The organism is Kitasatospora sp. NPDC101235 (genome assembly GCF_044767505.1).
Lineage (GTDB): Bacteria > Actinomycetota > Actinomycetes > Streptomycetales > Streptomycetaceae > Kitasatospora.
Genome location: NZ_JBIWNZ010000016.1, coordinates 1 through 23734, shown reverse-complemented (window position 1 = coordinate 23734; position 23734 = coordinate 1). Strand labels below are relative to the sequence as shown.

The 23734-nt window shown below is 73.8% G+C and carries 22 protein-coding genes; 10 read left to right on the top strand and 12 right to left on the bottom strand.

Features of this window, described 5'->3' with window-relative positions; genetic code table 11:
• The first annotated feature begins 120 nt into the window (after positions 1–120).
• Genes ACIRRH_RS25010 through ACIRRH_RS25000 form a run of 3 tightly spaced genes read left to right on the top strand, consistent with a single transcriptional unit; the run spans position 121 to position 3704 of the window.
• Positions 121–1539: an NDP-hexose 2,3-dehydratase family protein gene (locus ACIRRH_RS25010; protein ID WP_403071404.1), complete on the top strand. Its 1419-nt coding sequence runs from the start codon at positions 121–123 to the stop codon at positions 1537–1539.
• Positions 1536–2516, top strand: coding sequence for a Gfo/Idh/MocA family protein (locus ACIRRH_RS25005; RefSeq protein ID WP_403071401.1), 981 nt, complete (start codon positions 1536–1538; stop codon positions 2514–2516). Before ACIRRH_RS25010 ends, ACIRRH_RS25005 begins: the two co-directional genes overlap by 4 nt.
• A 36-nt stretch (positions 2517–2552) precedes the next feature.
• Positions 2553–3704 carry a nucleotide disphospho-sugar-binding domain-containing protein gene (locus ACIRRH_RS25000; RefSeq protein ID WP_403071399.1) on the top strand — a complete coding sequence of 384 codons (1152 nt, stop codon included), beginning with the start codon at positions 2553–2555 and terminating at the stop codon, positions 3702–3704.
• 52 nt (positions 3705–3756) lie between these two features.
• Here the strand turns inward: ACIRRH_RS25000 and ACIRRH_RS24995 are convergent, their stop codons facing one another.
• Positions 3757–4512, bottom strand: coding sequence for an NAD-dependent epimerase/dehydratase family protein (locus ACIRRH_RS24995; RefSeq protein WP_403071396.1), 756 nt, complete (start codon positions 4510–4512; stop codon positions 3757–3759).
• A gap of 202 nt (positions 4513–4714) precedes the next feature.
• On the opposite strand from ACIRRH_RS24995, the gene ACIRRH_RS24990 reads away from it, so the two are divergent.
• From ACIRRH_RS24990 to ACIRRH_RS24975, 4 genes are all read left to right on the top strand, one after another.
• Positions 4715–5956 carry a nucleotide disphospho-sugar-binding domain-containing protein gene (locus ACIRRH_RS24990; RefSeq protein ID WP_403071394.1) on the top strand — a complete coding sequence of 414 codons (1242 nt, stop codon included), beginning with the start codon at positions 4715–4717 and terminating at the stop codon, positions 5954–5956.
• Between the two features lie 62 nt (positions 5957–6018).
• The gene (locus tag ACIRRH_RS24985) at positions 6019–7266 is read left to right on the top strand and encodes a nucleotide disphospho-sugar-binding domain-containing protein (protein ID WP_403071391.1); all 1248 of its coding nucleotides are present in this window, start codon (positions 6019–6021) and stop codon (positions 7264–7266) included.
• Positions 7263–8501: a glycosyltransferase gene (locus ACIRRH_RS24980; protein ID WP_403071388.1), complete on the top strand. Its 1239-nt coding sequence runs from the start codon at positions 7263–7265 to the stop codon at positions 8499–8501. Before ACIRRH_RS24985 ends, ACIRRH_RS24980 begins: the two co-directional genes overlap by 4 nt.
• A 19-nt stretch (positions 8502–8520) precedes the next feature.
• Positions 8521–9756 carry a nucleotide disphospho-sugar-binding domain-containing protein gene (locus tag ACIRRH_RS24975; RefSeq protein ID WP_403071385.1) on the top strand — a complete coding sequence of 412 codons (1236 nt, stop codon included), beginning with the start codon at positions 8521–8523 and terminating at the stop codon, positions 9754–9756.
• A 101-nt stretch (positions 9757–9857) separates the two neighbouring features.
• Here the strand turns inward: ACIRRH_RS24975 and ACIRRH_RS24970 are convergent, their stop codons facing one another.
• From ACIRRH_RS24970 to ACIRRH_RS24920, 11 genes are all read right to left on the bottom strand, one after another.
• Positions 9858–10298, bottom strand: a complete 441-nt coding sequence (locus ACIRRH_RS24970) for a nuclear transport factor 2 family protein (RefSeq protein ID WP_403071383.1) — start codon at positions 10296–10298, stop codon at positions 9858–9860.
• Between the two features lie 2 nt (positions 10299–10300).
• On the bottom strand, positions 10301–11083 hold the full coding sequence (locus tag ACIRRH_RS24965) for a cyclase family protein (protein ID WP_403071380.1): 783 nt from the start codon (positions 11081–11083) through the stop codon (positions 10301–10303).
• A 123-nt stretch (positions 11084–11206) separates the two neighbouring features.
• Positions 11207–12436 (bottom strand): FAD-dependent monooxygenase, encoded by a 1230-nt coding sequence (locus tag ACIRRH_RS24960; protein ID WP_403071378.1) that lies wholly within the window; start codon positions 12434–12436, stop codon positions 11207–11209.
• 42 nt (positions 12437–12478) lie between these two features.
• Positions 12479–13237: an SDR family oxidoreductase gene (locus tag ACIRRH_RS24955; RefSeq protein ID WP_403071375.1), complete on the bottom strand. Its 759-nt coding sequence runs from the start codon at positions 13235–13237 to the stop codon at positions 12479–12481.
• A 134-nt stretch (positions 13238–13371) separates the two neighbouring features.
• Positions 13372–13629: an acyl carrier protein gene (locus ACIRRH_RS24950; RefSeq protein WP_403071372.1), complete on the bottom strand. Its 258-nt coding sequence runs from the start codon at positions 13627–13629 to the stop codon at positions 13372–13374.
• 62 nt (positions 13630–13691) lie between these two features.
• Positions 13692–14909: a ketosynthase chain-length factor gene (locus ACIRRH_RS24945; protein WP_403071369.1), complete on the bottom strand. Its 1218-nt coding sequence runs from the start codon at positions 14907–14909 to the stop codon at positions 13692–13694.
• Positions 14906–16174 carry a beta-ketoacyl-[acyl-carrier-protein] synthase family protein gene (locus tag ACIRRH_RS24940; protein WP_403071366.1) on the bottom strand — a complete coding sequence of 423 codons (1269 nt, stop codon included), beginning with the start codon at positions 16172–16174 and terminating at the stop codon, positions 14906–14908. Before ACIRRH_RS24940 ends, ACIRRH_RS24945 begins: the two co-directional genes overlap by 4 nt.
• Positions 16171–17820, bottom strand: coding sequence for an FAD-dependent oxidoreductase (locus tag ACIRRH_RS24935; RefSeq protein WP_403071363.1), 1650 nt, complete (start codon positions 17818–17820; stop codon positions 16171–16173). The genes ACIRRH_RS24940 and ACIRRH_RS24935 overlap by 4 nt, the downstream gene beginning before the upstream one ends.
• A gap of 28 nt (positions 17821–17848) precedes the next feature.
• Positions 17849–18142 (bottom strand): antibiotic biosynthesis monooxygenase family protein, encoded by a 294-nt coding sequence (locus ACIRRH_RS24930; protein ID WP_403071360.1) that lies wholly within the window; start codon positions 18140–18142, stop codon positions 17849–17851.
• Positions 18143–18167: 25 nt separating this feature from the next.
• Complete coding sequence (locus ACIRRH_RS24925) at positions 18168–19745, bottom strand: class I adenylate-forming enzyme family protein (protein WP_403071358.1); 1578 nt, start codon at positions 19743–19745, stop codon at positions 18168–18170.
• Positions 19738–20691: an aromatase/cyclase gene (locus tag ACIRRH_RS24920; protein WP_403071355.1), complete on the bottom strand. Its 954-nt coding sequence runs from the start codon at positions 20689–20691 to the stop codon at positions 19738–19740. The genes ACIRRH_RS24925 and ACIRRH_RS24920 overlap by 8 nt, the downstream gene beginning before the upstream one ends.
• A 241-nt stretch (positions 20692–20932) precedes the next feature.
• On the opposite strand from ACIRRH_RS24920, the gene ACIRRH_RS24915 reads away from it, so the two are divergent.
• From ACIRRH_RS24915 to ACIRRH_RS24905, 3 genes are all read left to right on the top strand, one after another.
• Positions 20933–21868 (top strand): aldo/keto reductase, encoded by a 936-nt coding sequence (locus ACIRRH_RS24915; protein WP_403071352.1) that lies wholly within the window; start codon positions 20933–20935, stop codon positions 21866–21868.
• 83 nt (positions 21869–21951) lie between these two features.
• Positions 21952–22875, top strand: coding sequence for a hypothetical protein (locus ACIRRH_RS24910; protein WP_403071349.1), 924 nt, complete (start codon positions 21952–21954; stop codon positions 22873–22875).
• Positions 22872–23603: an ABC transporter permease gene (locus ACIRRH_RS24905; protein ID WP_403071346.1), complete on the top strand. Its 732-nt coding sequence runs from the start codon at positions 22872–22874 to the stop codon at positions 23601–23603. Before ACIRRH_RS24910 ends, ACIRRH_RS24905 begins: the two co-directional genes overlap by 4 nt.
• Positions 23604–23734 lie beyond the last annotated feature (131 nt).

The following is a 23734-nucleotide window of genomic DNA, read 5'->3' as shown; positions in this document are numbered from 1 at the left end:
GGCCGGGCCGACGGCCGACCCATCCACCCGTCGGCGCTCGACCGGTCCTCGATTCCCCGGCCGCAGCATCGACCCACCATCGCCCGCGTGCACTGGCGCGCGCACCAGGGAGGACGTCCCGTGACATCCATCGCAGGTATGGCCCCGCCGCCCGCCCAGGCCGGACCGTGGAGCCCGACCGCCCGATTCACCGCCTCGGCGCTCGCCGCCGGACGCGGACTGCACCGGACGGAGGAGGTGCACTCATGGCTGGCCGACCGGATGGCCGTGCACACCTTCTCCGTCACCCCGATCCCCTTCACCGACCTGGACCAGTGGACCTCGCAGCCCGAGTCCGGGAACCTGGTCCACGCCAGCGGCCGGTTCTTCACCGTCGAGGGCCTGCAGGTGAAGACCGACTACGGGCCCGTCCAGGAGTGGTCGCAGCCCATCGTCAACCAGCCCGAGATCGGCATCCTCGGGATCCTGGTCAAGGAGTTCGACGGCGTCCTGCACTGCCTGATGTCCGCCAAGATGGAGCCGGGCAACGTCAACCTGCTCCAGGTCTCCCCGACCGTGCAGGCCACCCGCTCCAACTACACGCGGGCGCACCGCGGTTCGGCTACCGCCTACCTGGAGTACTTCCTCGACCGAGTGCCCGGCAGCCGAGTCCTGGTGGACGTCCTGCAGTCCGAGCAGGGCTCGTGGTTCCACGGCAAGCGGAACCGCAACATGGTGGTCGAGATCGAGCACGACATCGAGATCGGGCCGGACTACTGCTGGATGACCTTCCACCAGCTCTTCGAACTGCTCTCGTACGACAATCTGGTCAACATGGACGCCCGCACGGTACTGTCCTGCGTCCCGTTCGCGCCGCCCGGCGCCGACCCGCTGAACCCCTCCGGGGCGGACCCCCTCGCCCACGCCGACCTGCTCAGCTGGTTCACCGAGGCCCGCACCCGGTACTTCCTGGAGGCCCACCGGGTGCCGCTGGACGACATCCGGGGCTGGCACCGGACCGCCACCGAGATCGCCCACGATGAGGGCCGGTACTTCCGGGTGATCGCCGTCTCGGTGGCCGCCACCAACCGCGAGGTCGCATCCTGGACCCAGCCGCTGATCGCCCCGTGCGAGGACGGCCTGGTCGCGATGTTCGTCCGGCGGGTCGCCGGGGAACTCCAGGCGCTGCTGCACATCCGGGTCGAGCCCGGCTACCGCGACACCATCGAGCTGGCCCCCACCGTGCAGGCGACGGTGGCCAACTACACCGGGCTGCCTCCGGAGAGCTGGCCGCCGCTGCTGGCCCGGGCCGTGGACGCCGACCCGGCGTCGATCCGCTACGACACCCTGCTCTCCGAGGAGGGCGGGCGCTTCCACCACGCGCTGAACCGCTATCGGGTGATCGAGGTCGACGAGTCCTTCGAGCCGCCCGCCTCCACCGACTTCCGGTGGGTGCCGGTCGGCTTGCTCACCGAGCTGTTGCGGCACAGCCACTACGTCAACGTCCAGGCACGCAGCCTGGTCGCCTCACTGCACAGCCTCTGGGCGGTGCAGCGGTGACGGTACGGATCGGCGTACTCGGCACCGCCTCCATCGCCTGGCGGCGCACCCTGCCCGCCTTCGCCGAGGTCCCGGGCCTGGAGCTGGCCGCGGTGGCCAGCCGGGAGCTCGCCTCGGCAGAGCGGTTCACCGAGCGCTTCGGCGGCACGCCCGTCGAGGGCTACCAACGGTTGCTGGAGCGTCCGGACGTGGACGCGGTGTATCTGCCGCTGCCGACCGGGCTGCACCACGAGTGGGTCGCCCGTGCGCTGCGGGCCGGCAAGCACGTCCTGGCCGAGAAGCCGTTGACCGATTCGGCACGGCACACCCGCGAGTTGGTCGCGCTGGCCCGCGAGCGCGGACTGCTGCTCCGGGAGAACCTGATGTTCACCCACCACCACCGTCACCAAGAAGTCCGCCGACTGCTCGCGGACGGCGCGATCGGCGAACTCCAGTCCCTCACCGCGGTGTTCGGCATCCCGCCGCTGCCGGCCACTGACGTCCGCTACCGCCCCGAGCTCGGTGGCGGCGCCCTGCTGGACGTCGGGGTCTACCCGGTGCGCGCCGCCCGGCTCCTGCTCGGGGACGACCTGCGCGTCGTCGGCGCCCGGTTGCGCACCGCGGCCGCGGACGGCGTCGACGTGGCCGGCGCCGCGCTGCTCAGCACCCCCGACGGGGTCACGGCCCAGCTCGCGTTCGGCTTCGAGCACCACTACCGCAACGCCTACGAGCTCTGGGGCAGCACGGGCCGGATGGTGGTCGACTGGGCGTTCACCCCGCCGGCCGATCACGAGGGCGGCATCCGGGTCGAGCGCCCGGACGGCGTGGAGACGGTGCACCTCGCCGCGGACCACCAGTTCCGCAACATCGCCGACGCCTTCGTCCGCGACCTCGCCGCCGGCGGCCCGGAGCGGCCCGCCACCTGGGCCGCCTCCGACCGGGACCTGCTGCACCAGGCCGAACTGGTGGACGCCGTACGCGCCGCGGCACAGGACTGACCGACCCCTGCCACCCACCGAAGGGAAGCCCTCCGCATGCGCCTGCTGTTCGCCACCGCGGCGGTGCCGACGCACCACTTCACCATGCTGCCGTTCGCCTGGGCCGCGTTGGCGGCCGGGCACGAGGTGTGCGTCGCCACCGGGCCCGAGCTGGCCGCCACCGCCGCCCGCTCCGGACTGCCGGTGGTGCCGGTCGGCCCGCCCGGCGAGTTCGACCGCCGCAACCACGAGCTGCTGGAGCGCGCCCGGACCAGCAGCGGCGCGGTGCGCTACGACCCGAAATCGGCCTACTGCGAGGTCGCCGCGGCCATGCTGGACGACCTGGTGGCACTCGCCCGGCGGTGGCGCCCGGACGTGGTGGTGTGGGACCCGGCCTGCTTCGCCGCGCCGGTCGCCGCTGCCGTGGTCGGCGCCCTGCCGGTCCGCTACCTGTGGGGCGTCGACATCGTCGGCCGCGGCGCCACCCTCACCGAGCGCCTCCCGGAGTCCTTCGGGGAGCTCTACGCCCGGTACGGTCTGGACCGCCCCGCCGACCCGGACTGGTGGACCCTCGACCCGACCCCGCCGGCCACCTGGCCGGTCCACGGGCGGCGGCGCTCGGCCGTCCGGTACGTTCCGCACAGCCCGTACGGCCGGATGCCCGCGTGGCTGTTCGCAGCGCCCGAGCGACCGCGGGTGGTGGTGACCTTCGGGACCACCACCAGCTCGGAGCACTTCGCGGGCGGCTCGGAGTTCACCCGCTCCCCGCTGATGCGGGCCGCGCTGGGGCTGGACGCGGAGCTGCTGCTGGTCACCCGGGGCGAGGAGGAGCGGTTCGCGGGCCTGCCCGGGAAGGTGCGGACGGTGGCCGGTGCGCCGCTGTCGGCGGTACTGCGGGGCGCGTCGGCGGTCGTCCACCACGGTGGGAACGGCACGCTGCTGCACGCCTCCTTCGCCGGAGTGCCGCAGCTGATCCTGCCGGGTTCGCCGGAACAGCGCCTCTCCGCCGAGCAGTTCGCCGGCTACCGCTCGGTGCGGCGGGACGACGCGGCCACCGCCACGGCCGAATCGCTCGGCGGGCACCTGGCCGACCTGCTCACCCCGGGCGCGCGCGAGGCCGCCGCCGGGCTGCGCTCGGACATGCTCAACGCGCCGACCCCGGCGGCCCTGCTGCCGACCCTTCGGACGGCGGCCGCGGCCCGGCGCTGAACGGACTCGGGCGGGTCCGCGTCCTGCTCGCGCCGCGGACCCGCCCGAGCTCTCAGCGTCCGCTCGTCACACCGTGGTCGGCCGCCAGCCGGGCGTCCAGCACCCCGCGGAAGTAGTCCGGCCCGAAGCCGAACCCGCGCACCCCGGGGACCAGCCGGTGCAGCTTCGCCACACTGATCACCCCGGGGTCGGCGACGTCCACCCACTCCGGCTCCGCGGTCAGCCCCAGTCGGCGCTCCAGGTGCGCGATGATCGCCTCCACCGGCACCGGGTGTCCCGAGGCCACGTTGACCACCTCGCCACGCACGCCCGCTGTCAGCAGCGCATCGGTGATCCACACCATGTGGTCGACGTCCAGCAGGTCCCGCTGCGCCTCGCGCCAGACCCGCACCCGCCCGGTGTGCAGCTGCGCGACCAGCGAGGGGATCAGCTGCCAGGGCTGTTGGTGCGCGCCGACCAGGTGGGAGAGCCTCAGTACCAGGTGGTCCACCCCGGATTCGGCCAGCAGCCGCTCCAGGCTCAGCTTGTGCCGGGCGTACCGGGTGGCCGGGACGGCCTCCTCCTCGCGCCCCGCGCAGCCCTCGGCCGCGTACACCCCGGAGGAGGCCGTGGAGAGGAAGACCACCTGCCGGCCGTCCCGGCGGCTGGCGTCGATCGTGCGCTCCAACAGCTTCCGCTCGCGCTGGAAGTCCGTCGTCCCGGCCGTGACGGTCCGGGAGACACCGGCGGCGAGCAGCCGGACACCGCGGTGCCGGTCGACGATCGCGGCCATGTGCTGAGCGATGAATCCCCGTCCGATGATCTCCATGTGACAGCTCCTCGTGATGCGTCCCGGCCGGGCCCGCGCGGGGACGCCCGGACCCGCGGCCGACGCTAGGAAGCACACCTTGAAGGCTGCTGCAATCCGGTTGGAGGTAGCCGCAGTTGCCCCTCCAGCGGTGCTCAAGCCACCACCCCGAGGCTGGACCGGGGCCGGTGCGGTCCGGTCACGACGGAAGGGGAGCCGACCAATGCGGGTGCTGTTCACGACGGTGGACTGGACCGGGCACCTCTACCCGATGGTGCCGCTCGGCTGGGCACTGCAGGCCGCCGGCCACCAGGTGCGGGTGCTCTGCTCGTCCGGGGTCGCCCGGGCCGTCGAACAGGCCGGGCTCGTCCCGCTGCCGCTGCTGGAGAACACCGGCGTGGTGCAGGCCCGAATGAACAACTTCGTGCGCGCCCGCGAGGGCCTCAGCCGGGCCGGCGGGCTCCCGCCGGTGCACCCGCTGACCGGGCAGCCGATGGCAAGCCTCGACGAGTTCGACCTGGACGGCTTCCTGCGCGGCGCGGCCGCGCTCAACTCCCGCTGGCTGGAACGCCGCAGGCGGCTGCTCGGAGAGCTGGCCACCGGCTGGCAGCCGGACCTCGTGGTGCACGACCTGGCCAGCCTGGACGGGCGGATCGTCGCCGACCGGGCCGGCGTCCCGGCGGTGGCCCACCTCTGGGGCCTGGTCGCCGACGCGGAGACCGACGACCGGATGGACTACCGGCCCGAGCGGATCGACGCCGACTTCGCCGGCTTCGAGCTGCGCGGTACCGGCGCCGAGGTCCGCCACCTGATCGACCCGACCCCGGACACCCTCGCGCCGCCGACCGGGGCCGCTCGGCTGGCGACCCGCTTCGTCCCGTACAACGGGACGGGCCGGCTGCCGGAATGGCTGCGCCGCAGCCCGCTGCCGCCCACCGGCCGACGCCGGGTCTGCGTGGTCTGGGGCACCTCGGTGACCAAGGTGTACGGCCCCGGCTCCTTCCTGGTACCCCGACTGGTCGAGGCCCTGCGCGGCCTCCCGGACGTGGAAGCGCTGCTCGCCGTGACCGCCGAGGACGCCGCCCGGCTGGGCGAACTCCCGGAGAACGTCCGCCTTCTGGAACAGACGCCGCTGCACCTCCTGCTGCCCTCCTGCCACGCGGTGATCCACAACGGTGCCGCCGGTTCGGCGATGACCGCGCTGGCCGCCGGGGTGCCGCAGCTCGCCGTCGCGGTCTCGGACGAACAGTATGGCAACGGCGCCCGGATCGCCGCCGCGGGTGCCGGTCTGGTGCTGGACGGCCCGGGCAGCACCCCGCAGGACCTTCACGAGGCCGTCCGACGGCTCGTCGACAGCCCGGAACTGGCCGACACCGCGGACCGGATCGGCCGGGAGAACGCGGCCCGCCCGGCCCCGGTCACCCTGGTTCCCCGGCTGGAGAAGCTGGCCGCCGGCACCCCCTGAGCCGGCCTGCGGCCCCTCAGGCCGACCCGTAGAACCCCCGTCACGACAGGAGCCCCAAGCGCATGCGTGTGATGTTCGCCGTCTCCGACTATCTTCCGCACTACTTCCCGATGGTCCCGTTGGGCTGGGCTCTGCAGGCGGCCGGCCACGAGGTCCGGGTGGTCTGCGGCGCCGCCCAGCAGGGTCACGTCGAGGGCGCGGGCCTCTCCCCGGTCCCGGTCCTGGAGGACGTCGACATGCTGATGTGGGCCCGCCTCGGCCTGCACCAGGCCGTCCGGGCCGGCACCGCGCCGGCCGAGCTCGAACTCCCGCTGGTCCACCCGGAGACCGGCGCCGAGCTCGGCGGCCCGGACGAGTTCGACGTCGACGCCTTCGTCCGCTCGATCCGCGGCCCCGAGGCTGGCAAGGCCGGGCGCCGGATCAACGCGATGGTCGACTTCGCCCGGGAGTGGCGCCCCGACCTGGTCCTGCACGACCTGCTGCACCTGGACGGCGTGGTGCCCGCGCGGGTACTGGGGGTGCCCGCACTCTGCCACCTGACCGGCCCGATCGGCACCGAGGAGACCGGCTGGGGACTGGACTTCATCCCGCAGCACTACAGCCGCGAGTTCGAGCGGCACGGCATCACCGGGACCGGGCGCGCACTGATCGACCGCGTGATCGACATCTGCCCGGCCGACCTGGCCCCGCCGACCGCCGCCGAGCGGCTGCCGCTGCGCTACGTGCCGTACAACGGCCCCGGCGGGATGGACCCGTGGATGGCCCGGCCCGCCGCGCGACCGCACGTGGTGGTGATGTGGAGCAACACCCTGCCGAACCTGTACGGCGCCCGCTCCTTCGCCGTCCCGACGATCCTGGAGGCGCTCGCCGGGCTCGACGTCGACGTGACGCTCACCACGAACGCCGCCGCCATTGCCAAGGCCGGCCTGCTGCCGTCCAACGTCACCGTGGTCGAGCACTGCCCGCTCCACCTCCTGATGCCGACCGCCGACCTGCTGGTGCACAGCGGCGGGGCCGGCGGGCTGCTCACCGCCACCGCGCACGGCGTCCCCCAACTCGTCGTGGCCTTCGGGGCCGAGTACCGGGCCAACGGCGAGCGGATCGAGGCCGCGGGCGGCGGCCGCCTGCTGCCCGGCCCGCAGACCGGCGCCGACGAGCTGCGCCGCAGCGTACGGGCCATGCTGGAAGACCCGTCCCACCGCCGTGGCGCCGAGAAGCTGCGCGACCAGAACCTCGACCGGCCCAGCCCGGCCGACTTCGTGGAGACCCTGGAGCGGCTCGCCGCCGACCCCGAGGGCGCGGCCCGATGAAGGTCGCCCTCACCGTCTCGGACTACGCCGGGCACTACTACCCGATGATTCCGCTGGCCCAGGCCCTCCGGCGGGCCGGCCACCAGGTCACCGTGCTCTGCGGCGAGGGGCACGCCCGTCAGGTGGCGGCGCTTGGCCTGCCCGCCGTGGGCTGCGGCACCGACGTCGACACCGTGGTCCAGGCCCGGCTCGGCGTCTACCTCGACGCGCTGGCCGGGAAGGTCCACCACCCGGGCCTGCCGCTGCTCCACCCGCTCACCGGCGCCGAACTCGACGGCCTCGACGACTTCGACTGGCCGGCCCACGCCCCGGTGCACGCGGCCGCCGAGGCCGACCGGGGCCGCACCCGCGCCCAGGCGGTGGCCGGCTTCGCCCGCGCCGAGCGCCCCGACCTCGTGCTGCACGACCTGCTCTCCCCCGAGGGTATGCTCGCCGCCCACGTGGCTCAGGCCCCCGCGGTCTGCCACCTCTGGGGCCCCACCGGTACCGACGAGACCTCGTACGGCCTGGAGGCGCTCTCGCCCGACCTGCCCGCCCCGGCCCGCGAGCGGCTCGGCATCGCCGCCGACGCCGACCTGCTGCGGTACGTGGTGGACCCGTGCCCGCCGCAGGCGGCCCCGCGCACCCGCGCCGAGCGGCTCGCCGTCCGCTACGTTCCCTACGAGGGCTCCCGGCCGGACGCCGCGCCGCCCGCGCCGAACGGTCGGCCCCGGATCTGCGTCGTGTGGAGCAACTCGCTGACCCGGATCTTCGGCCGCGGCTCCTTCATCGTCCCGCGGATCCTGCGGGCACTGTCCGGGCGTGGGCTCGACGTGGTCGCGGCGCTGTCCGACGAGGACGCCGCGCTGCTCGGCCAAGTGCCCGACGACGTCCGGGTGCTGCGCGGGCACCGGCTCAGCCGGCTGCTGCCGGGCAGCGCCGCGGTGGTCCACCACGGCGGCGCGGGCTGTGCGATGACCGCGCTGGCGGCCGGGGTGCCGCAGCTGGCGCTGCCGTTCGGGCAGGAGCAGGCGCTGGTCGCCGAGCGGATCGCCGCCTCCGGCGCGGGCCTGGCACTGCGCGGCAGCGCGGCGGACGCCGGGGCGATCGCCGGCGCCGTCGACGAGCTGCTCACCGCGCCGTCCCACCGGCAGGCCGCCGCCGCGCTCGCAGCGGCCCACGGCGAGCGCCCCACCCCCGACGAACTGGTCCCGGTGCTGGCCGAGTTGGCCGCCGACCGGGTGTCCCTGCGATAACCGACTGGAGTACCCGACCGTGCGCGTCCTGTTCACCGTGTCCGACTACCCGGCGCACTATTTCCCGATGGTCCCGATGGCCTGGGCTCTGCAGTCCGCCGGCCACGACGTCCGGGTGGCGTGCACCCCCGAGGAGGCCGGTCCGGTCGGCCGGGCCGGCCTCGTCCCGGTGCCCGTCCTGGACGGCCCGGACATGCTCGTCCGGGGCCGGATCTTCCACTACTTCGCCGCCCTTGGCGAGGGGGCCGACCGCTCTCTCGGCATGCCGCTGCACCCGGTCACCGGTCAGGTCCTGGAGAAGCTCTCGGACTTCGACTGGCCCGGCTACAAGCGGGAGAACCAGCAGCGCAACCTCGCCGCGATCCGCCGGAGCCTCGACGACACCGTCGAGTTCGCCCGGCAGTGGCGGCCGGACCTCGTCCTGCACGACCTGATGAGCCTCGAAGGCGTGCTGGCCGCCCAGGTGCTGGGCCGGCCCGCACTGTGCCACCTGTGGGGGCCGCTCGGTCCGGCCGAGACCGAGCCGGGCGCCACGCTCGTCCCGCAGGACCACACCGAGAGCTTCGCCCGGCACGGCGTCGGTCCGATGGCCCCCGAGCTGATCGGGCGGGTCATCGACCCCTGTCCGACGTCGATCGCCGCGCCCTTCACGGGCGAGCGGCTGCCGGTCCGGTACGTCCCGTACAACGGCCCGGGCGCCGTGGCCGCCGCCGACCTCGGCCGTCGGAGCGGCCGGCCGCGAATCTGCGTGATCTGGGGCAACTCGCTGGCCGGGCTGCTGGGCCCGCGCTCCTTCCTCCCGCCGAGGATCGCCGCCGCGCTCGGCGGATTGGACGCCGAGGTGCTGCTGGCCTGCGACCCGGCGACGCTGACCGACGAGGACCGGGCGGCGCTGCCCGGCAACGTCCGGGTACTCGGCTACGCCCCGCTCGGCCTGCTGCTGCCGACCTGCGACGCAGTGGTGCACCACGGCGGCGCGGGCGGGGGCATGACCGCGGCCGCCATCGGCGTCCCGCAACTGGCGCTGCCGTTCACCGTGGAGCAGTCGGTCAACGCGCGCCGGATGGCGCAGAGCGGCGCCGCGCTGGCGCTGGACGGCCGGACCGCCGACGAGGCGGCCATCCGGGCCGCGGTCGAGTCCCTGCTGGACGGCCCCGGCCACCGCGCGGCCGCCGCCGCACTGAGCGCCGAGATCGCGGACCGCCCCAGTCCGGCCCGACTGGTCCGCGAGCTGCTGGCGGCCGCCGCCGGCTGAGCCGGCCGCCGTCCGATCGGGGCAGCGCGAAGGCCCCGGACTCCCCTCTCGTGGGTGGTCCGGGGCCTTTCGGCTACCTTTCCCGGGTGGTTGACGCCCGGTCAGCCCAGGTCGTCGCGGGAGACCCGACGCTCGCGGATCAGCAGCGCGCCGCCCTCGACGACGAACACGTCCTCGCAGACGCAGCTGAGGTGCAGCCGGGCCTGGCCCCCGCGCGGGGTGATGATGATCTGCGCGTAGCACCGGACCAGGATCGTGCCGTCCTCACGCGGCTGCACCGCGATCATGCCGTGCCAGTGCCGGCGCTGCTCGCCCTTCTCCTGGTACTCGGCGTGCGCCCGCTCGACGCCGGCCACCAGCGTCCCCCGGCCGCGCAGCGGCTCGGGGGCGTTCGGCGGGAAGAAGGCGCCGTCCTCGGTGAAGTCCCCGGCCCACTCGGCGGCCTTGCCATCGTCCAGCAGGTGGAAGTGCCGGGCGTAGAACTGCTCGATCCCGGCCCGCAGTTCGACGAGCCCGGCCGGTGCGGTGAAGATCTGTCCCATGATCAGTCCTCGTCCTCGAAGATGGCGACGGCGCGGGTCCAGCCGGCGCCGGCGCCGGCCACCTTGAACGGGAAGCAGACCACGGTGAAGCCGAACGGCTTCGGCAGGGTGTCCAGGTTGGCCAGGCGCTCGATGTGGCAGTACTCGCGCTCGCGGCCGAGGAAGTGGGCCGGCCACAGCACGCCCTGGTCCTGGGTCTGGTGGTAGCGGGTGATCATGTCGCCGAACGGCGCGTCCACGCTGAACGCGTCGGTGCCGATCACCTTGACGCCGTAGTCGAGCAGCAGCTCGGTGGCGGAGCGGTCCAGGCCGACGAACTCCGAGAAGTACATCGGGGTACCGACCCACTCGGAGGCGCGGGTGCGCAGCAGGGCGATGTCCATCGGCTGCGGGGTGTAGCCGATGCGGTCCAGCTCGGCCTTCACGTAGGCCGCGTCGGCGACCTGCTCCTCGACCCGGGTGAGGTCGAGCACGAAGCCGGGGCGGTGGAACCAGTCGAGCGGAAGCTGGTCGATGGTGCGCGGGACGCCGTCCCCGTACGTGACGGAGGAGCCGTAGTGCGAGGGGGCGTCCACGTGGGTGCCGGTGTGCGAGGTCAGCTTCAGGGTGTCGATCGAGAGCAGCTCGCCGTTCGGCAGGTCGCTGGGCGAGATCTCCAGGCCGAACTCCTTCATCTCCTCGGCCATGTGCTCGGCGCCCTGGGCCGGGGTCATGATCTCGTGGATCACCGGGTCCGGCTCCCAGGCCTGGGCGTCGACGGCCACCGAGATGTCAATGATCTTCATGCTGGGTGCTCCTGAATGGTTGGAGTGGTCCGGTCATGGTTCGGCGGCCGGGAACGGGCCGCCGCGAAGAGGTCGGTGCGGCCGGAGATCAGGCCGCCGCGAAGAGATCGGTGCGGCCGGAGATCAGGCCGCCGCGAAGAGATCGGTGCGGACCCGGATGTCCGGGTTGCCGAAGGCGATCCGACGGGTGATCTTCGCGCCGATCGGGGTGCGGCCGATCAGGCCCGCCACTGCGGGGCGGATCAGGTCGGCCACCGGGTTGGGCTCGGCGAACATGCCCTTGGCCTGTATCTTCTGCATCTTCAGGACGCGCTCGATGTCGGGCCGCCGGGCTCGTTCGAAGGCCGACAGGGCCTCGGCGCCGACGTTGCCGCTGTCCAGGGCCCGCAGCACCACCGGGTGCGCGAGCACCGCGTCCTGCAGTGCCAGGTTGATGCCCTGGGCGCCGAGCGGGCCCAGGGTGTGGGCGGCGTCGCCGATCAGCAGCAGCCCGTCCGCGGCCCAGCGCTCGGCCGAACCGGCGAAGACGTCCAACAGCGTCAACTGCTTGGTGGAGTCGAGCTGCTCCTCGATCAGCGCGGCCTGATCGGGCAGCGCGGCGCACAGCCGCGCCCGGACCGCCGGCAAGCCCTCCCGGGCCAGCTCGTTGTAGCTGCCGTGCGGCAGGCTCCAGCCGATCTGGAGGCGGTCCGGGTGGGAGTCGTGGACGATCACGGCGCTGCCGCCGGTACGGAAGATCCGGACCTTGCCGGTGGCCCCGCCCGGGGCGTGCAGCTTGAACCAGAGCACGTCCTGCTGGAAGAGGTCCAGTCGCCCGGCGTCGATCCGGGCGAGCCGGCGCGCCTTGGAGTAGCGGCCGTCGGCGGCGACCACCAACTTGGCGTCCACCTGGACCGGCCCGCCGGTGGCCGCGGCCACCACGCCGGCCACCGCACCACTGCGGCCCCGGACCAGTTCCCGCAGGGGATGCCCGGACAGGTTCCGGAAGGTGTCGAACTCCTCGCAGGCGGCGAGCAGTTCGGCCAACAGGTGGTGCTGTGGCAGGCTCAGCAGCCGGTTGTGCGGGGCGGGCAGCCGGGTGTAGTCGATGTCCATCAACACCCGTTTCCGGTCACACAGTTGGAAGCCGGTGAGTTCGCAGCCGCCGCGCCGGCGGACCGCGTCGAGCACGCCCAGCGCCTCCAGCACCGCCAGGCCGCCCGGCTGCAGGATCTCACCGCGGTACTCGCGCTCCAGGGACTTGGACCGCTCCACCACGGCCACCCGCGTGCCGGAGCGGAGCAGCAGCAGGGCCAGCGCCAGCCCCGCCGGGCCGCCGCCCACCACGCAGACGTCCGTATCGATCCCGTTCACCCGTCTCCGCCCTCCGTCAAAGTTTCCCGCCCGTCGCGGGGTTCATGGCGCGAGCAGGCCCTGCCCGCCGTCCACCGTGATCGTCTGGCCCCGGATCCAGCCGGCCTCCGGGCTGCAGAGCAGCTCCACCACCCCGGCCACGTCGTCCGGCACGGTGAGCCGGCCGGACGGCGAGCGCTGGGCCATCTGCTGCTCCTGCGGGGTGGGTTCGCCCCCCTTGGCGAGCTTGGCGGTGGACACCGCGTTGACCGCGACGTCCCGGGCGGCGAACCCGACCGCCAGGTACCGCACCAGGCTCTCCAGCGCCGCCTTGGCGACGCCGGCGGCCAGGTAGCGGGGGACGACGGCGCGGGCCCCGATGCTGGAGACCGCGATGATCCGGCCGCCCGCGGGCATCAGCCCGGCCAGTGTTCCGGCGGTGTGGAGCAGCGGGTCCAGCGCGGTCGCCAGATCCGCGTGCACGCCCGCCGGGTCGGGCTCGCCGGGGGTCATCGGGTGCAGCGACGAGACGTTGTGGACGAGGATGTCCAGCCGCCCGTCCTGCTCCCCGATCCGCTTCAGCAGGACGGCCAGCTCGGCCGGGTCGGTGACGTCCGCCCGGGCCGCGGTGACCCGGCCGGCCAGCCCGGCCAGCTCGGCCTCGGCCGCCACCGCGTCCTGCTCGCTGTGCGCGTAGTTGAGGTGGACCGTGGCCCCGGCCGCCGCCAGCCGGCGGGCGACGGCCAGACCGAGACCGCGGGTGGCGCCGGTGACCAGCGCCACCCGGCCGTGGAGTCGGCCTGCGCTCGATTCGCTCTGCACTGTGCTCACCCCTCATGTCGCCGCGCGGGTGTCACTGCGCGGATGTCACTGCGCGGGCCGGTGCTCTCCCGACCGGACAGGAGGCTCTCAGCGCCGCCTCGAAGCCCGCTTGAAGATCCGTTGCGAGCGGACTGTCAGCCGGCTTGGGCCGCCAGCGCCTCGTTGACCATCGCCAGCAGCCCACCGACCGTCGCGGCCTCGGTGACGAGGCTGTCCGGCAGATTGACGTCGAACTCGCGCTCGATCCGGGTGGCGGTCTCCAGCAGCGCCAGCGAGTCGATGTCCAGCTCGGCGAAGCCGAGGTCGAGGATGTCGCCGTCGAGGAAGCCTTCGCGCTCCCCGACGCCCTCGCGCATGATCCGGCGCAGGTCGTCGACGGTGATTTCGGTCATGGTGTTCCTTGCTCTCCGCCCGGCCGGTGGGCCGGGCTGCCGTATCGGTCGGATGGGTGGCTTCAGGCGGCGGTCAGGCACATCGCGGAGGTGTGACCGCCGCGGCCGCGGGACAGCACCAGCGCGGTGCGGACCTCGGCCGCCCGCGGCTCGCCCAGCACGAGGTCGAGCCCGTACTCGTCGACGGGGCGCACGACGTGGACGGTGGGCGGGATGACGCCGTCCCGGATGGACAGCAGGGCCGCGGCGAGGTCCAACGGGGCACCGCCCGCGTACAACCGCCCGGTCATGGTCTTCGGCGCGGTCACCGGGACGCCGCGCGCCCCGAAGACCTCGGTGAGCGCCGCCGCCTCCGCCGCGTCCGCCTCCGGAAGGCCGGCGGCGTCCGCGAATACCACGTCGACGTCCCCGGCCGCGAGCCCGGCGTCCGCGAGCGCGGCCTCGATCACCCGGCGCAGGGCGGGCGGCCGGCCGGATCCGGGCCGCGGGTCGAAGCCCGAGGCGTACCCGGCGACTTCGCCGTACACCTTGGCCGGGCCGCGGGCCGCGGCGTGCTCGGCGTCCTCGACCACGAGGATCGCCCCGCCCTCGCCGGGGACGTAGCCGTCGGCCTCGCGGTCGAACGGCAGGTAGGCGCGCTGCGGGTCCCGTCGGGTGGTCAGCCCGCCGCCGGCCAGGTGGGCGATCCAGGCCCATGGGCACAGCGAGCTGTCCACGCCGCCGGTGACCATCAGCGCGGTGCCCTGGCGGACCGCCCGGCGGGCCCCGGCCACCGCGTCCAGGCCGCCGGCCTGGTCGGAGACCACCGCCCCGCTCGGGCCGCGCAGGCCGTGCCGGATGGAGATCTGACCGGTGTTGACCGCGCAGAACCAGGCGAAGGACTGGTAGGCGCTGACGTACTTGGGCCCGCGGGCCCAGAGCGCCTCCAGCTCCCGCTGGCCGAACTCGAACCCGCCCGAGCTACTGGCCGTCACCACACCGGCCCCGTACTCCGGGAGTGCGGCCGGGTCGACGCCGGCGTCGGCGATCGCCCACTCGGCGGCGGTCAGCGACAGCTGGGTGACCCGGTCGGTCTGCGGCAGCAGCTTGGCCGGCAGGTGCTCGGCAGCCTCGAACCCCTTGATCTCGCCCGCTACTTGGGAGGGGTAGGCGGACGGGTCGAAGCGTTCCACCCGGCCGAGTCCGCTGCGGCCCCGCAGGACCGCCGACCAGTACTCGTCCAGGCCGGTGCCGTTCGGCGCCAGCACGCCCAGCCCGGTGACCACGGTGCGCACGGTCATGCCGCCACCGCCGTCGGCCGGCGCAGCACCATGGCGCTCTGGAAGCCGCCGAACCCGCTGCCCACGCTCAGCACCGCGTCGAGCCGGGCGTCCCGGGCGGTCAGCGGCACGTAGTCCAGGTCGCACTCGGGGTCGGGCTCGTGCAGGTTGGCCGTCGGCGGCACCACCGAGTGGGCGATCGCCAGCGCGCAGGCGGCGATCTCGATCGAGCCGATCGCTCCCAGCGAGTGGCCGACCATCGACTTGATCGAGCTCACCGGCGTCCGGTACGCGTGGTCGCCCAGGCTGCGCTTGAAGGCGGCGGTCTCGTGCCGGTCGTTCTGCCGGGTGCCGGAGCCGTGCGCGTTGACGTAGTCGATCGCGGTCGGATCCAGCCGGGCCTGGGTGAGGGCTTCGTCAATGGCCACGGACATCTCGCGCCCCTCCGGGTGGAGGCCGGTCATGTGGTACGCGTTGCTGCGCGTGGCGTAGCCGCCGAGCTCGGCGTACGGGCGGGCACCGCGGCGCCGGGCATGCTCCGCGCTCTCCAGCACCAGCACCGCGCTGCCCTCACCGAGGACGAAACCGTTGCGGGTGTTGTCGAACGGACGGGAGGCGTGCCCCGGGTCGTCGTTGCGCGGCGAGGTCGCCCGGATCGCGTCGAAGCAGGCGACCGTGATCGGGGTGATCGGTGCGTCCGTCGCCCCCGCGACCATCACGTCCACCACGCCCTCGCGGATCAGCTGAGCGGCGTGGCCGATCGCGTCGATGCCCGAGGTGCAACCGGTGGAGACCATGCTCACCGGGCCCTCCGCGCCGACCGACCAGGCCAGTTCGGCCGCCATCGAGCTGGGGATGAACTGGTCGTACAGGTGCGGCACGGTGTAGCCGTGGTCCACCAGCCAGTTCGCCCCGCTGTTGCTGGTGACGACGTACTCGCGCTCCAGACTGGTGCTGCAGCCCACCGCGCTGCCCAGCATCACGCCGATCCGGCTCGGGTCCATGCGGTCGAGTTCCAGTCCGGCCTCGGCGACCGCCTCCGCGCCCGCCACCAGGGCGAACTGCGCGGCGCGGTCGAGCCGACGGACCTCCTGCGGGCCGAGTCCGCTCGCGGCCGGGTCGAAGTCGCACTCGGCGGCGATCCGGGACCGGAACCCGTCGGGGTCGAAGAGCGAGATCGCCCGGGTCGCCGTGCGGCCCGACGTGATCATCTCCCAGAACGACTTGGTCCCGGTGCCGCCGGGCGCGACCACTCCGATCCCGGTGACGACTACCTGCGTGTTCATGCCTTCCTCTCCCCTTCCCCCGCTGGGGCACCCGGCGTCTGCCGCCCTCCGCGGCCGACCAGGTGCGCGCCGTCGAGCGCCCGGTCCAGTTCCTGCTGATCGCTCCGGTCGCCCCGGGTGGCCAGGTACCCGTCCGGCCGGATCAGCAGCCAGGAGCCCGGCCGCGCGGCCAGGGCCCGGCGCAGCCGCCCGTCCGGGTCGGGCAGCGGGGCGACGCTGTGCTCGCCGCCACCGACCGTCCGTACCGACAACCACGCGCCGTACCGCGCCTCCGCTTCCCGGCCGAAGCCGGCCTCGCCGCCGGCCGGGAAGTGCAGCAGGGTCCACCGCGTGTCGCACAGCTCCTCGGCCATCGCGGCCACGGCCTCTCCCGGCTCCGCGGCCGCCAGTGCCGAGGTGATCCGGAACCCGGGCTGCGGCCCGGCCGGCTCGGGTCCGGCGGCGGCGGTGGTCAGCGGCGACTCGGGGTAGCCCAGCGCGAGGCCGGACATGGCGCTGAGCACCGAGTGCTGGATCTTCCTGCGCAGCGGCGTGACGGTCCGCACCACCGAGAAGAACACCGGCAGGAAGACCCCGGCCAGGGCCGCGCGCAACGCCACCAGCCGGGTCGCGTTGCGGGTGGACTTCAGCAGTTCGGCGCCGATCGGCAGCCGCTCGGCGTCGTAGCTGTCCAGCAGGGCCTCCCCGCTGTGCCCCTTGATCACCATCGCCAGCTTCCAGGCGAGGTTGTACGCCTCCTGGACGCCGGTGTTCATGCCCTGCCCGGAGGCCGGGCTGTGCACGTGCGCGGCGTCGCCGGCGAGCAGTACCCGGCCGACCCGCATCCGCTCGACCATCCGCTGCTGCGCGGTGAACACCGAGACCCACTCGGGCTCGTCCACCCGCACCGGCCGGCCGAGCGCGGCCGAGAGCTTCCGGGCGAAGCGGGCGGCGATCACGGCGCCGTCGCCGTCGTACGCGGTCTCGGCGGTGTCCAGCATCCGCCAACGGTCGCCGGGCAGCGGGACCAGCATCAGGGTGCCGGCCCCGGCGTGCATCCAGTAGATGCTGTCGGCCGGCAGGTCCACCGTGACCTTGGCGTCGGCCAGCAGCCAGGTGTCGTTGGAGTCGCCGACCAGCCGCAGTCCGAGCGACTTGCGGACGGTGGAGTGGCCCCCGTCGCAGCCCACCAGCCACGGGGTGCGGACGGTCTCCCGCTCGCCGCCGGCGTGCGCGAGGACGACCTCGGCCCCGTCGGCGTCCTGGCGCAGTTCCTCCAGCCGGACGCCCCACTCGACCTTGACCCCGAGCCGCTCCACCGCGGCCCGCAGCACCTGCTCGGTGCGGACCTGGTCGATGCTCAGGGTGAACGGGTAGGCGGTCGGGTTGCGGCTGTAGTCGGCGTCCAGCCGCACCAGCCGCCGTCCGCCCTTGAACATGGTGAAACCCTCGATCCGCCGGCCGAGGGCGAGCATCTCGTCCACCACACCCATCTGCTGGTAGGTCTCCAGCGTGCGGGGGTGGGTGGCGATCGCCCGGCTGGTGGTCGCCGGCCCGGCGGCCGCGTCCACCAGTCGCACGGCGATGCCGTGCCGGGCCAGCTCGTGCGCGGCCGTCAGGCCGACCGGTCCGGCCCCGACGACGAGCACCTGCGCCTGATTCCTCATCGATCCTCCTGCGTTGGGGCCGGTCCGCTCAGGCGTGGTGCGCGGTGACGGTCTCGTAGAGCCCGGGCGCGGGCTTGGCGATAACCTGGGCCAGCCGCTTGATCAGCGCCTGGAACTCCTCGGTGCGGACCGCCGCCTGGTGCGACGCGGCGTCGTCCCACTGCGCGATCTCGGCGTACGAGCCGGCCTCGCGCACCGAGCGCAGCAGGGTGTGACTGCGGTAACCGGGCTGCTGCGACATGAAGGCGTTGAGCTCGGCGGAGATGCTCCGGAACTCCTCCTCGCTGCCGGTCACGGTCAGCTGGTTGATCAGGGTGATCATGGTTCCTCTTCTCGGGTCTGGGTGGTCAGTTGGCACCGGACGCCGCGCGGGCCCGCAGTTCGGCGCGCAGGATCTTGCCGTTCGGCGAGCGGGGCACGGTGTCGAGCGCGGTGATGTGCCGGATCCGCTCGTAGTAGGCGACCCGGCTGTTGACGAAGGCGGCGATCCGGTCGAGGACGTCGGGCGCGGCGTCCGGGCGGATCACCACGTAGGCGTGGGCCACCCCGTTGCCGAGGCCGTCCGGCCGGTCGACCACCGCGCAGTCCACGACCGCGGGGTGGCGGACCAGCACCTCCTCGATCTGGGCGGGCGAGACCAGCCAGTTGTCGTGCTTGAACACGTCCTTGAGCCGGTCCACCAGGTACAGGAAGCCGTCCTCGTCGACCTTGCCGATGTCACCGGTGGAGAACCAGCCGTCGGCGTCGATGCCGGTGGGCAGCGTCGGGTCCAGGTAGCCCGTCATCACCTGCGGGCCGCGCACCTGCACCTCACCGCACTCGCCGGCACCGAGTACCGCCCGGGTGTCCACCTCGACGATCCGGCACTCGGTGTCGGCCACCACCGGGCCCACCGAGCCCGGCCGCGGGTCACCGATGACGCCGGTGTGGGTCACCGGCGAGGTCTCCGCCAGGCCGTAGCCCTGGAGCACCGGGATGCCGAACCGGTCCGACAGCGCCTCGGCGGCCGCCTGCGGCAGTGCGCTGCCGCCGGACAGGATCGCCTCCAGCGCCCCTGCGGACAGCTCCGGCAGCCGCGGGTCGGCGGCCAGCCGGGCCAGCCGCACCGGGAGGCTGAACAGCCGTACGGCACCGTGCCGTTCGGCGGCGGCGAGGGCCTCGACCGGGTCCTCGTCGGGGCAGAGCACCTGGGTGGCGCCCGCGCACACCGCCGAGTTGAGGTGCATCAGGTGGTACAGCGGCAGGTGGTTGGCCACCACGGAGGTGTGGTCGATCCGGTGGGCGTGCGCGATCTGGGCGGCGTTCACGGTCAGGTTGCGGTGCGACAGCACCACGGCCTTGGGCGCGCCCGTGGTGCCGCTGGTGAAGTGCAGGCCGCCGGGGTCCTCGACCCCGGTCGCGGGCGCCGGATCGCCGGCCCCCTCGCCCGAGGCGAGGAACTCGGCCAAGGTCTCGGTGCCGGCCGCGCCGCCGGGCCCGTCCAGTACCACCACCCGCTCCAGGTCCGGCAGTTGGCCGCAGATCTCGGCCATCCGGCCGAGCAGTGCGGACGGCACGAACAGCAGCCGGGTCCGGGACGTCGCCAGGATGTGCCGCAGGCCGGGCGCGGGCAGGTACGGGTTGACGCTGACGATCACCTGGCCGGCCCGGGCGATGCCGTAGTACAGCGCCGCGAACTCCGGGCTGAGCACCGTGGTCGCACCAACCACCGCCCCGGTGCCGGGCAGCGCGGCGGCGATGGCCCGGGCGAACCGGTCCACTTCGGCATCTAGTTGACGGAACGTCAGACTGCGCCCGCCGCCGACCAGGGCGGTGCGGTCCGGCCAGTTCGCGGCCGCCCGGCGGGGGAGCCGGTCGAGGACGACCGGCTCCGGACGCACGCCGAAGACCCGCGGAACGGTCCCGCGCCCGGCCGGCTCAGACACCGGCGCGCTCCTCGGCGTAGGTCTTGGCCAGCCGCAGGTTGGTCATGCTGTTGGTGCTGAGCACGCGGCGCAGGTACTTGCGGGCGTCCTCGACCGTGGTGCCCTCACCGAGCAGCGCGAGCTTGGCCGGGTTGATGGTCACGGTGTGGCGGGAGCTGAGCAGGTGGCCCTCCGGCGTCTCCACCCAGGCCCAGTGACCGGTGTGCGCGGTCAGCAGCGGCGGCGGGGTGACCTGCTTGTAGACGATCTTGCCGTGCGGCAGGCAGACCCGGACCGAGCGGGTGAAGTGGCCGCGGCCGTCCGGCGTCGTGGTGTCCATGTCGAAGAACTGGATGTTCGGGACGTCCTCGGTCATGGTCAGCTTGTGCACGTGCGCCAGCCGCTCGGGCCACTTGTCGGCCTCGTAGAGGATCGCCCAGGAGTCCTCCACCGCCCCGCCGATGAACAGCGGGTCCTCGAAGTCGACCACCAGGCGGTCGAGTTCATCCCCCAGCTCGGCGGCGAGCTTCAGCTCCTCCAGCTGCTTGCGCGAGTGCTTGCCGAGCTCCTCGGCGATCCGCTCGGCCGGCACGTCCGCGTCCGGCAGCATGGTGAACTCGTGCCGGACGGTCACCCGGCTGGTGCCGTCCCCCTGGTCGGTGAACGACCACTCGCCACCACTGGCCGCCAGCGGGGCCACCGCTGGCTCGTTGGTGAACGAGATGCGCAGGCCAGCCCGGTCGAAGACGCGCCGGGCGGTCCAGACCCGGACGGCGTCCTCGCCGCGCAGACCCCAGATCCTCAACTCGTCGCGGTCCGCGGACTCCTGGGTCCGCTCGGTGTGCACGACCGGGGTGAAGTGCTGCGGCCAGCGGACCGCGTCCTCGATGAGCGCGAAGGCCCGCTGGGCCGGCGCGCTCATCACGATGCTGTACTCGGCCACCAGGGGCTCGCTCTTCTCCGTCACGAGGATCCTCTCTCGGGTGCGGCGGGGCTCGCGGCTTCCCGCCCCGGACGACCGGCCCCGACCTTCTCCCCAGGACCCTGACCACCGGCTCTACACAGCCACTGGAGTCGTGGTCGAACACCCCTTCACCGGATTCCCCAGCCCGCTTCCTCCCGAGATCCAGTCGATCTCAAGGCAGCGCCCCTAACGTTCCGGCCGACTGTACGAACCGAACGGGGGAACGGCGTTGAGGAAGCGGACCTTGGGCACCGGTCAGGGCCTGACCACCGGAGCGGTCGGCCTGGGGACGCTCGGCCTGACCGGCGGATACGGAGCGGTGGGCGCCGACGAGGCGGTCCGCGCCGTCCGTACCGCCCTGGACCTCGGCATCACCCTGCTCGACACCGCCGACTTCTACGGCGGCGGCGAGATCGAGCGCCTGGTCGGCCGCGCCGTCGCCGGCCGCCGGGACGAAGCGGTGATCGCCACCCGCGGCGGCGCGATCTTCACCGACGGCTCCCGCCCCACTTCCTTCGACGGCAGCCCCGACTTCCTGCGCCGCGCCTGCGACGCCTCGCTCGCCCGGCTCGGCACCGACCACATCGACCTCTACTACCTCGCCCGGCCCGACCCCTCGGCCCCGATCGAGGAGACCGTCGGCGGGCTGGCTGCCCTGGTCGAGGCCGGAAAGGTCCGGCACATCGGGCTCTCCGAAGTCCCCGCCGACCTGCTCCGCCGCGCGCACAGCGTCCACCCGGTGACCGCGCTGGAGAGCGAGTACTCCCTCTGGTCGCGCGGCCTGGAGGACGACATCCTGCCCACCGCCCGCGAGCTGGGCGTCGGCCTGGTCGCGCACAGCCCGCTCGGCCGCGGCTTCCTGGCCGGCGCGCTCTCCTCCACCGACCAGCTCGGACCGTCCGACTACCGCCGCCGCCAGGAACGCTTCACCGCCGGCAACCTGGCCCGCGACCACGCCCGGCTCGACCCGGCCCGCCGGATCGCGCGGCACCACGGCGTCTCGCTCGCCACCCTCGCCCTGGCCTGGCTGCTCGGCCAGGAGCGGCACCTCGTACCGATCCCCGGCAGCCGCAGCGACGAGCACTTGCGACAGAACGCCACGGCCGCCGACCTGGACCTCGACCAAGCCGAACTCGACACGCTCGCCGACCTTCTGACGGTCCGTTCGAGCGCATCCTGACCCGAGGGTTCCGGCCCGGCCCGGACTGCCGGTGCACACCGGCTCGGACGGGACCGGACCCGCCCGACCCCTGGGAGCGCACCATGCCCCTGTCACCGTCCCCCGGCCCCTCGGCCCAGGCACCGCGGGAGGCGGCATCGGACGCCTCCGCCGCGGTCCGGCTCGCCGGCCAACCCTGGGACCTCACCGTCGAACCCGGCACCACCGTGGCCTTCTTCGGCGCACGCTCCGACGTCACCGCGCTGTTCGACCGACTGCTGGGGCTGCGACCCGCCGCCGGCCTGCGCGTCCTCGACCAGTCGCCCGCCGAGGCCGTCCGCACCGCCGCGGCCGCCGGGCTGCCGGCCGGCGGCGGACTGCCCGCGGGCCACACCGTCGCCCGGGTGCTGGCGGTGGCCCGCCGGCTCGGCCCGCGCCCCCTCGACCACTCCGACCTGGCCGCACTCTGCGGCATCGGCGAGCTTTCGGGCGTACGGGCCGAAGGGCTACGGGCGGGCGGCAAGGCCCTGGTCCGGCTGGCCGTCGCCCTCGCCCACCAACCCGAGCTGCTGGTCCTCGACCATCCGACCGACGGGCTCCATCCCGACGACGCGGCCGCGTTCTGGGACGTCGTCCGCACCTACCGCGGCGACGGCCGCACCGTCCTGCTCGCCGTGGACGACCCGACCGAGGCCGAACGGATCGCCGACCGGGTCCTGCTGCTCGCCCCGGACGCCGTCCGTGTCGACGCCGCCCCCGCCGAACTCGCCGGCCGGGTCGAGGGCCGACTCATCACCTTCGAGTCCCCGGACGCCGAACTCGCCAAGCTGCGCGAACTCCCCGGCGTGGCCGCCGCCACCCGCTCCGCCGAGCAGGAGTTCCGGCTGCTCAGCACGGACTCCGACACCACCGTGGCCGCCGTGCACACCGCCGGCCTGCAGCTCACCCGGCTGCGGATCGCCGACCCGGGCCTGGCCGAGGCGCTCGCCCCGCTGCTGCCCGCCGACTCCGAGGAGACCTCCCGATGACGCTGCTGTACCGGCTGGAGCTCCTACGGCTGCTCCGCGACCCGACCATGCTGATCTCCATCCTCTTCTCCCCGGTGGTCACCTGTGTCCTGGTCGCCGACGAGCTGGTCCACCAGCCGCCGGGCGGGCTCAACTCCAAGACCTACGTGCTGGTCTCGATGGCCGCCATGGGCGTGGTCTACGCCGGCCTGTCCGGCACCGCCACCGCCATCGCCAAGGACCGCACGAACGGCTGGTACCGCCAGCTTGCCGCCGGCCCGTCCCTCGGCCGCGGCTACCTCGCCCTGCGGCTGCTCACCGTCCTCCCGCTCTGCCTGCTCTCGGCCGCCGGCGTGCTGCTCATCGGCAGCCGGCTGGACGGCATCACCATCAGCGGAGCGCACCTGGCCAGCACCGTGCTTGCGCTCTGGCTCGGCTCGACCGTCTACTGCGTGTTCGGTTGCGCCTGCGGCCTCGTCCTGGACGAGAAGACGGTCGCCCTGCCGGTGTTCGTCGGCATCTGGGGTTTCGACATCCTCGGCGGGCTGCTCTGGCCGGTCGACACCTTCCCCGGCTGGCTGCAGTTCCCGGCCAAGCTGACGCCCACCTACCACCTCGGTGAGCTGGCCCACCAGGCCCAGTTCGGCGAGGCCCCAGGGCTTCTCCAAATCCTGACCCTTACCGGCTACTTGGCGCTCGGAACGGTCCTGCTCGTGCTCGCCCACCGGCGTTCGCGCACCCGGGTCTGACCCCGCACCGGACCACTCACCGAGGAGGCACCACCATGTTCGAGCCGTACCAGCGCGCCGACACCATCCACGGACTGTTCGCGTGGAGCGTGCGCCACCACCCCGACCGCACCGCCCTGATCCACGCCGAC